The following is a 7,928-nucleotide window of genomic DNA, read 5'->3' as shown; positions in this document are numbered from 1 at the left end:
ACCCCGTACGTATCGAGGGCCCCTGGACCCACCGCGACGTGGCGGCCAACGGCGCGCGCTTCCACATCGCCGAGCTCGGCGACGGACCCCTGGTGCTGCTGCTGCACGGTTTCCCGCAGTTCTGGTGGACCTGGCGCCATCAGCTGACCGCGCTCGCCGACGCCGGGTACCGCGCGGTCGCCATGGACCTGCGCGGGGTGGGCGGCAGCGACCGTACGCCCCGGGGCTACGACCCCGCCAACCTGGCCCTCGACGTCACCGGTGTGATCCGGTCGCTGGGTGAGCCCGACGCCGCGCTGGTCGGGCACGACATGGGCGGCTACCTCGCCTGGACGGCCGCCGTGATGCGGCCGAAGCTGGTGCGCCGACTCGTGGTGTCGTCGATGCCGCACCCGCGGCGGTGGCGTTCCTCGATGCTCTCCGACCCGGCGCAGTCGCGGGCCGGCTCCCATATCTGGGGCTTCCAGCGTCCGTGGGTGCCGGAGCGTCAGCTCGTGGCGGACGACGCGGCGTTGGTGGGCCGGTTGATCCGCGGCTGGTCCAGCCCCCACGCCTCGGAATTCCCCGACGACAAGACGGTGGACGTCTACCGGCGTGCCATGTGCATCCCGTCGACGGCGCACTGCTCGATCGAGCCCTACCGCTGGATGGTCCGGTCCCTCGCCCGCCCCGACGGAGTCCAGTTCAACCGGCGCATGAAGCGCCCGGTGCGGGTGCCCACCCTGCATCTGCACGGTTCACTCGATCCGGCGATGCGCACGCGGAGCTCGGCAGGGTCCGGCGAGTACGTGGAGGCGCCGTACCGGTGGCGACTTTTCGACGGTCTGGGGCACTTCCCCCACGAGGAGGATCCGGTCGGGTTCTCTACCGAACTCATCAACTGGCTCAAGGATCCCGAGCCCGACCGCTGACCCGTACGAACGCGTGTCCGACGAACAGCCAATTGCCTGGCGCATAAGCCAATTGGCTGACTCCCGCACGATTACCGACCATGGGTCAGGGGCAGACGTCGGGGTATGGGCTGGACGCGCGACTTCAGTGACGCAGCACGCAACCGCCGCTCGACCGCTCCTGCCGGTCCGAGCATTCATGAGGGGGGCGGCTCCCGGAGCCGGGTGCACGATATGAACGATTTCCATGATCTTCGGCTGGGCATCCCCCGCATCCTCCACCGCCGCGCACGGTGGTTCTCCGCGCGGCTGCGTCATCCCCGTGGATGAGGGGATGACGGGATGACGGGCTGACCCGGTCCGGCCGCCTCCCACCGGACACGCCGTCGGTCCGGTGGGTCCAGAGACACCGCTGAGAGCGCCGTCCCGCCTGGGACGGTGTTCAGAGCGCGCACCCCTGGCTGTCGACCTGCTGGACCGAGGACTTCCCGAGGTCGATGTCCTCGCGGATCTCGTCGGCCGTCAACGCGTACCCCGTGTCGGGGTCGTCGAGCGACTTGGCGAACACCACGCCGTACACCTTGCCGTCCGGGGTGAGCAGCGGTCCGCCGGAGTTGCCCTGGCGGACCATCGCGTACAGCGAGTACACATCGCGCCGCACGGTTCCCCGGTGGTAGATGTCCGGGCCGTTGGCGTCGACACGGCCGCGGATGCGCGCGGAGCGTACGTCGTAGGCGCCATTCTCCGGGAAGCCGGCGACGATGGCGCTGTCACCGCTCTCCGCGTCGTCGTCCGGGCCGGTGAAGTGCAGGGGCTTCGCGTCCAGGTCCGGGACGTCCAGTACGGCGATGTCGCGCTGCCAGTCGTAGAGCACGACCTTGGCGTCGTAGAGGCGACCCTCCCCGCCGATCTGGACGGTGGGCTCCTCGACGCCGCCCACCACGTGGGCGTTGGTCATGACGCGGCGGTCGGAGAAGACGAAGCCGGTGCCCTCCAGGACCTTGCCGCAGCCCGGTGCCATGCCGACGACCTTCACGATGGACTTCTTGGCCCGTGCCGCGACCGGGCTGCCGGCCAGCGCCGGATCCGGTGCCTTGACGTCGGTGATGGGCTCGTTGGCGAAGGGGCCGAAAACCTGGGGGAAGCCGTTCTGCGCGAGGACGGAGGGGAAGTCCATGAACCAGTTGGACGCCTGGTCCGGCATGACGCGGGAGACTCCGAGCAGGACCGAGGAGTTACGGACCTCCTTGCCGAGGGTCGGCAGTGTGGTGCGTGCCAGCAGCAGACCGATCAGCCAGGCGACCAGCAGCATGGCCACCACGTTGACCAGCGCACCCCCGGTGGCGTCGAGGGCGCGCGCGGGTGACCAGGTGATGTAGCGGCGGAGTTTGTTGCCGAGGTGGGTGGTGAAGGCCTGGCCCACGGAGGCGCACACGATCACGATCACCACGGCGACGATGGCGGCCGTGGACGAGACCTGGGACCCGTCCGTCATCCGGTCCCAGATCACCGGAAGCAGGTAGACGGCCACCAGACCGCCGCCCAGGAACCCGATCACTGACAGGATGCCGACGACGAAACCCTGGCGGTAGCCGATGACCGCGAACCACACGGCGCCGACCAGCAGCAGGATGTCCAGCACGTTCACCGTCTATAGCCTCGCAGATTCGTCACCTGGCCCGTCCGGTTCGACGGGGTCCGGGCCAGGCCCGGCACAGCGCAGCACGGAAGTCAGCCTGTCATGCGCGCCGGTCGAGCGGCACCTGCTTGGCCCGGTCCCACGGGCGTTCCCAGCCCGCGTAGTGCATGATCCGGTCGATCACACCGGCCGTGAACCCCCACACCAGTGCGGATTCGACCAGAAACGCCGGGCCTCGGTGGCCGCTCGGATGCACGGCCGTGGCCCGGTTCGCCGGATCCGTGAGATCCGCCACGGGAACGGTGAAGACCCGGGCGGTCTCGGCCGGATCGACCACCCCCACCGGGCTCGGCACACGCCACCAGCCGAGGACCGGCGTGACGACGAAGCCGCTCACCGGGATGTAGAGCCGGGGCAGCACGCCGAACAGCTGGACGCCGCCCGGGTCGAGGCCGGTCTCCTCCTCCGCCTCCCTGAGCGCCGCACGGAGCGGCCCGGTGGTCGCCGGGTCGCCGTCCTCGGGATCGAGCGAGCCGCCCGGGAAGGACGGCTGACCGGCGTGGGAGCGCAGGGTGCCGGAGCGCTCCATGAGGAGCAGCTCGGGGCCGCGCTCGCCCTCACCGAAGAGGACCAGGACGGCCGACTGGCGTCCCGCGCCGCTCTTCGGCGGCAGGAACGCGCTCATCTGCTTGGCCCGGACACTCCGGGCCGCCGCGGCGACGGGGTCGAGCCAGCCCGGAATTCCGTCGGTGGTGACGGTGATCGCGCCGTCCTGGGGCGCGCCCGTCCCGTCGGTGGCCGCGTCCCGCGCGGTGTGTGTGCTCTGTGCGTGCGTCATCGGCACCCCCGTCGTTCCAACGCCCGCCCCCGGCCATTTCGTTCCGCGCGGCGCCCCGGGCCGCTGTCCGTCATCCCGCGCCCAGGGGCGGGGCGGGGCGCCCCGGGTAGTCCGGAGGCGGGCTGAGCCGCTGTCCCGGATAGCCGCCCAGTTCGTACTTCAGGAGCTTCCTGGCCTTCTCGGGGTCCGTCTCGCCCTCTCCGTACGCGGGGCAGAGCGGCGCGATCGGGCACGCGCCGCAGGCGGGCTTGCGGGAGTGGCAGACGCGGCGGCCGTGGAAGACGACCCGGTGCGAGAGCATCGTCCACTCGCTCTTGGGGAAGATCGCGGCGACGTCGGCCTCCACCTTCTCCGGGTCCTCCTGCTCGGTCCACTTCCAGCGGCGGGCAAGACGGCCGAAGTGGGTGTCCACAGTGATCCCAGGCACACCGAACGCGTTGCCCAGGACGACGTTGGCCGTCTTGCGGCCCACGCCGGGCAGCTTGACGAGGTCCTCCAGGCGCCCCGGGACCTCACCCCCGAAGTCGTCGCGGAGGGACTTCGACAGCCCTGCCAGGGAGCGCGCCTTCGCCCGGAAGAAGCCGGTCGGCCGGATGATCTCCTCCAGCTCCTCCGGGACCGCGGCGGCCATGTCCTCCGGGGTCGGGTAGGCGGCGAAGAGCGCGGGCGTGGTCTGGTTGACCCTCAGGTCGGTGGTCTGCGCGGAGAGCACCGTGGCCACCAGCAGCTCGAACGGATTGCGGAAGTCCAGCTCCGGGTGGGCGTAGGGGTAGAGCTCCGCCAGCTCGCGGTTGATCCGGCGGGCGCGACGCACCATCGCGAGGTGCGATTCCGGCTTCGCGGACTTCTTCTTCCCGGCCCCCGCCGGTCCGCCGTCGGCCGTGCGCGACCGGCTCGCGGCGGCGGCCTGCTTACGGCCCCGTGCGGGCTGTTCGCCCACAGCGGAATTCTCTTCTTCGGACACCCCATCAGCCCCTTTGGCCTGCGCTCTCACCGGCGTTCCGGACACTCGGCCAGCCTAGGGCCAGGCGCTGACATCTGGGCCGGTCATCGCCTTTCCGCGCCCGATCGGCCCCCCTGCCGTAGGGCCCGGCACGCTCGTGCGTCAAACTGGTTTGTGATTGATCGCACTGTTTTACCGTCCGGCATCATGGGGACCACGCTTCCCTGAACAGGCCGACAAGGAGAGAACTCGTGGACGACGTTCTGCGGCGCGCCCCGCTTTTCGCGGCGCTCGATGACGAGCAGGCCGCGGAGCTCCGCGCCTCGATGAGTGAGGTGACCCTCGCACGCGGTGACGCGCTGTTCCATGAGGGCGACCCCGGCGACCGGCTCTACGTGGTCACCGAGGGCAAGGTGAAGCTCCACCGCACCTCCCCGGACGGCCGGGAGAACATGCTGGCCGTACTCGGCCCCGGCGAGCTGATCGGCGAGCTGTCGCTCTTCGACCCGGGCCCGCGTACCGCCACCGCGACGGCCCTCACCGAGGTGAAGCTCCTGGGGCTGGGCCACGGCGACCTCCAGCCCTGGCTGAACGCCCGCCCCGAGGTGGCCACCGCGCTGCTGCGCGCGGTCGCCCGCAGGCTGCGCAAGACGAACGACCAGATGTCGGACCTGGTCTTCTCCGACGTCCCGGGCCGTGTCGCCCGGGCGCTCCTGGACCTGTCGCGCCGCTTCGGCGTCCAGTCCGAGGAGGGCATCCACGTCGTCCACGACCTGACCCAGGAAGAGCTGGCCCAGCTGGTCGGTGCCTCCCGCGAGACGGTCAACAAGGCACTCGCGGACTTCGCGGGCCGCGGCTGGCTGCGGCTCGAGGCGCGCGCCGTGATCCTGCTGGACGTCGAGCGGCTGGCCAAGCGGTCCCGCTGAGGCGGGCGGGACCGGGCACCGGGACTCCCTGAGCGGCCGGGAGCCCCCGCACACGTAAGCGTCAGGCCCCACCGCTCGACGGTGGGGCCTGAAGGCCGTCCACCGGCGGAACGCGCTCGGTCAACCCGTGTTCGGCCAGGTACTCCAGCTGCGCACGCACCGACAGCTCCGCCGCCGGCCACAGGGACCGGTCCACGTCGGCGTAGACCGCCGCCACGACCTCCGCAGGCGTACGGAGCCCGGCCTCGACGGCCGTCTCCACCTGGGCGAGCCGGTGGGCCCGGTGAGCGAGGTAGAACTCGACGGCGCCCTGCGCGTCCTCCAGGACCGGGCCGTGCCCCGGGAGCACCGTGCGTACTCCGTCGTCGACCGTGAGGGAGCGCAGCCGCCGCAGCGTGTCCAGGTAGTCGCCGAGCCGCCCGTCCGGGTGGGCGACGACCGTCGTGCCGCGCCCGAGGACCGTGTCGCCCGTCAGTACGGCCTGGTCGGCGGGGAGGTGGAAGGAGAGCGAGTCCGCCGTGTGCCCCGGGGCCGGTACGACCCGGAGTTCCAGCCCTCCCGTGGTGATCACGTCGCCCGCCGCCAGTCCCTCGTCCCCGAGGCGCAGCGCCGGGTCCAGGGCCCGCACCTTCGTCCCGGTGAGCTCGGCGAACCGGGACGCGCCCTCCGCGTGGTCGGGGTGGCCGTGCGTCAGCAGGGTGAGGCCGATGCGCCGCCCCGCCCGCTCGGCCGTGTCGATCACGGCCCGCAGATGGGCGTCGTCGAGCGGCCCCGGGTCGATGACGACCGCGAGGTCCGCGTCGGGTTCCGCGATGATCCAGGTGTTGGTGCCGTCCAGGGTCATCGCCGAGGCGTTGGGGGCGAGGACGTTCACCGTACGGGTGGTGGCGGGACCCGAGAGCACCCCACCGCGCGGCTGCCCGGGCAGGGCCGCGGCGTCACTCATGCCCGGCCACCTCCCGTCGCTCCGGGAGTGTCCGCGGCCGGGACGTGCTTGGTGAACTCCTCGTGCCCCGGCCAGCTCAGCACCAGCTTCTCGCCCTCCATACGGGCCTGTGCCAGCACCGGCGCGAGGTCCTGGGCTGCCGCGGCGTCCAGTGCGTCCGCGGCCGTCCCGTACGGCAGGAGCGCCCGCAGCGTGGCGACGGTCGGCGGCATCATCAGCAGTTCGCCCCGGTCGTACCCCTCGACGGCGTCGGCCGGGCGGATCCACACCGTGCGGTCGGCCTCGCTCGACGCGTTCCGGGTGCGCTGGCCCTCCGGGAGGGCGGCGACGAAGAACCAGGTGTCGTACCTGCGTGGTTCGAACTCCGGGGTGATCCAGCGGGCCCAGGCGCCGAGCAGATCGGACCGGAGCACCAGGCCCCGCCGGTCGAGGAAGTCGGCGAAGGAGAACTTCCTGGCGACGAGGGCCTCCCGGTCGGCCTCCCAGTCGGCACCCGTCGTGTCGCCGACGACGGTGTCGGCGGTGGGCCCGGCGAGCAGGACGCCCGCCTCCTCGTACGTCTCGCGCACCGCCGCGCAGACGACGGCCTGCGCCTCGGTGACCGTGGCGACGCCCAGCCGGGCCGCCCAGTCCTCCAGGGGCGGCCCGGACCACCTCACGAGGTGGTCGTCGTCGCGTGGGTCGACGCCGCCCCCCGGATAGGCGTACGCGCCCCCGGCGAAGGCCATGGAGGCACTCCGTCGGAGCATGTGCACGGCGGGCCCCGGGGCCGACCCGTCCGGCAGGCCGTCCCGGAGCAGCATGACCGTGGCCGCCCGTCTGGGCTCCACGGCCGTCAGCTCACCGCTGGCGAGGGCCCGGATCCGGGCGGGCCATTCCGGGGGGTACCACTGACCGTTGGACATGGCCGGAGGCTATCCGGAACCGAGCCGATGTTCGAGAGCCGCACGGACGTGGGGCGCGTACGTGGGTGCCGCCGTCAGGGGCCCCCGGAGGCCGGGGGCCTGGGAACCCAGCGGGTTCCGGGGCTCTTCGGGACCCGGGGGCCTGGGGGACCCGGGGGACCCGGGGGCCTGGGGTGGCTCGGGCGGCCAGAAACCGGGGGTGGTTCAAACAGCCCCGGGGCATCCCGGAAGGCCCCGGAAGGGCGCCCTGGTCGGCCTACCGACCCGCAGAAAGCCCCCGGGGCCGCGCCCTCCGCCCACCACACCCACCCCCACACGACCGATCCCGCCCGGTCACGGTGACCGGGCGGGATCGGAGGGCGGCGGCGGATCAGTCCTCGGTCAGCTCGACCTGGATCTCGATCTCCACCGGTGCGTCCAGAGGCAGCACGGCGACGCCCACGGCGCTGCGCGCGTGCACGCCCTTGTCGCCCAGAGCCGTACCGAGCAGTTCGCTCGCGCCGTTGACCACGCCCGGTTGCCCGGTGAAGTCGGCGGCGGAGGCGACGAAGCCCGTCACCTTGACGACCCTGGCGATCCGGTCCAGGTCCCCGGCGACCGACTTCACGGCCGCCAGGGCGTTCAGCGCACAGGTCCGGGCGAGTTCCTTCGCCTCGTCCGCCGTCACCTCGGCGCCGACCTTGCCGGTCACCGCGAGCTGGCCGTCCACCATCGGGAGCTGCCCGGAGGTATAGACGTATACCCCGGACCGCACGGCGGGCTGGTAGGCGGCCAGGGGCGGAACGACCTCCGGGAGCGTCAGTCCGAGCTCGGCCAGCCGGGCCTCGACGACGCCCGCCAC

At 72.3% G+C, this 7,928-nt stretch carries 9 protein-coding genes; 3 read left to right on the top strand and 6 right to left on the bottom strand.

Annotated features, from left to right (window positions below):
• On the top strand, window positions 1–911 hold a 911-nt coding region (locus tag IH13_RS0103655), incomplete at its 5' end, for an alpha/beta fold hydrolase (protein ID WP_234433202.1).
• A gap of 105 nt (window positions 912–1,016) precedes the next feature.
• The gene (locus IH13_RS44305; protein ID WP_082317506.1) at window positions 1,017–1,220 is read left to right on the top strand and encodes a hypothetical protein; all 204 of its coding nucleotides are present in this window, start codon (window positions 1,017–1,019) and stop codon (window positions 1,218–1,220) included.
• Window positions 1,221–1,332: 112 nt separating this feature from the next.
• Here IH13_RS44305 and IH13_RS0103645 read toward each other — a convergent pair whose 3' ends face one another.
• From IH13_RS0103645 to nth, 3 genes are all read right to left on the bottom strand, one after another.
• On the bottom strand, window positions 1,333–2,538 hold the full coding sequence (locus IH13_RS0103645; RefSeq protein ID WP_031080960.1) for a MarP family serine protease: 1,206 nt from the start codon (window positions 2,536–2,538) through the stop codon (window positions 1,333–1,335).
• 91 nt (window positions 2,539–2,629) lie between these two features.
• A complete protein-coding gene (locus IH13_RS0103640; RefSeq protein ID WP_031080959.1) occupies window positions 2,630–3,367 on the bottom strand; it encodes an NUDIX hydrolase in 738 nt (245 codons plus the stop codon).
• A 70-nt stretch (window positions 3,368–3,437) separates the two neighbouring features.
• Complete coding sequence (gene nth, locus IH13_RS0103635; protein WP_031080958.1) at window positions 3,438–4,307, bottom strand: endonuclease III; 870 nt, start codon at window positions 4,305–4,307, stop codon at window positions 3,438–3,440.
• A gap of 254 nt (window positions 4,308–4,561) precedes the next feature.
• Here nth and IH13_RS0103630 point away from each other — a divergent pair, with 254 nt between their 5' ends.
• Complete coding sequence (locus IH13_RS0103630; protein ID WP_014046869.1) at window positions 4,562–5,236, top strand: Crp/Fnr family transcriptional regulator; 675 nt, start codon at window positions 4,562–4,564, stop codon at window positions 5,234–5,236.
• A 61-nt stretch (window positions 5,237–5,297) separates the two neighbouring features.
• Here the strand turns inward: IH13_RS0103630 and IH13_RS0103625 are convergent, their stop codons facing one another.
• The 3 genes from IH13_RS0103625 to IH13_RS0103615 all read right to left on the bottom strand — a co-directional run bounded on the left by IH13_RS0103625 (window position 5,298) and on the right by IH13_RS0103615 (window position 7,928).
• On the bottom strand, window positions 5,298–6,182 hold the full coding sequence (locus IH13_RS0103625) for an MBL fold metallo-hydrolase (protein ID WP_051835751.1): 885 nt from the start codon (window positions 6,180–6,182) through the stop codon (window positions 5,298–5,300).
• Window positions 6,179–7,087, bottom strand: a complete 909-nt coding sequence (locus IH13_RS0103620; RefSeq protein ID WP_031080956.1) for an NUDIX hydrolase — start codon at window positions 7,085–7,087, stop codon at window positions 6,179–6,181. The genes IH13_RS0103625 and IH13_RS0103620 overlap by 4 nt, the downstream gene beginning before the upstream one ends.
• Window positions 7,088–7,457: 370 nt before the next feature.
• Window positions 7,458–7,928: a RidA family protein gene (locus tag IH13_RS0103615; RefSeq protein WP_031080955.1), complete on the bottom strand. Its 471-nt coding sequence runs from the start codon at window positions 7,926–7,928 to the stop codon at window positions 7,458–7,460.

Source organism: Streptomyces sp. NRRL WC-3549, assembly GCF_000721935.1.
Taxonomy (GTDB): domain Bacteria; phylum Actinomycetota; class Actinomycetes; order Streptomycetales; family Streptomycetaceae; genus Streptomyces.
This window is presented reverse-complemented; position numbering and strand designations above follow the sequence as displayed.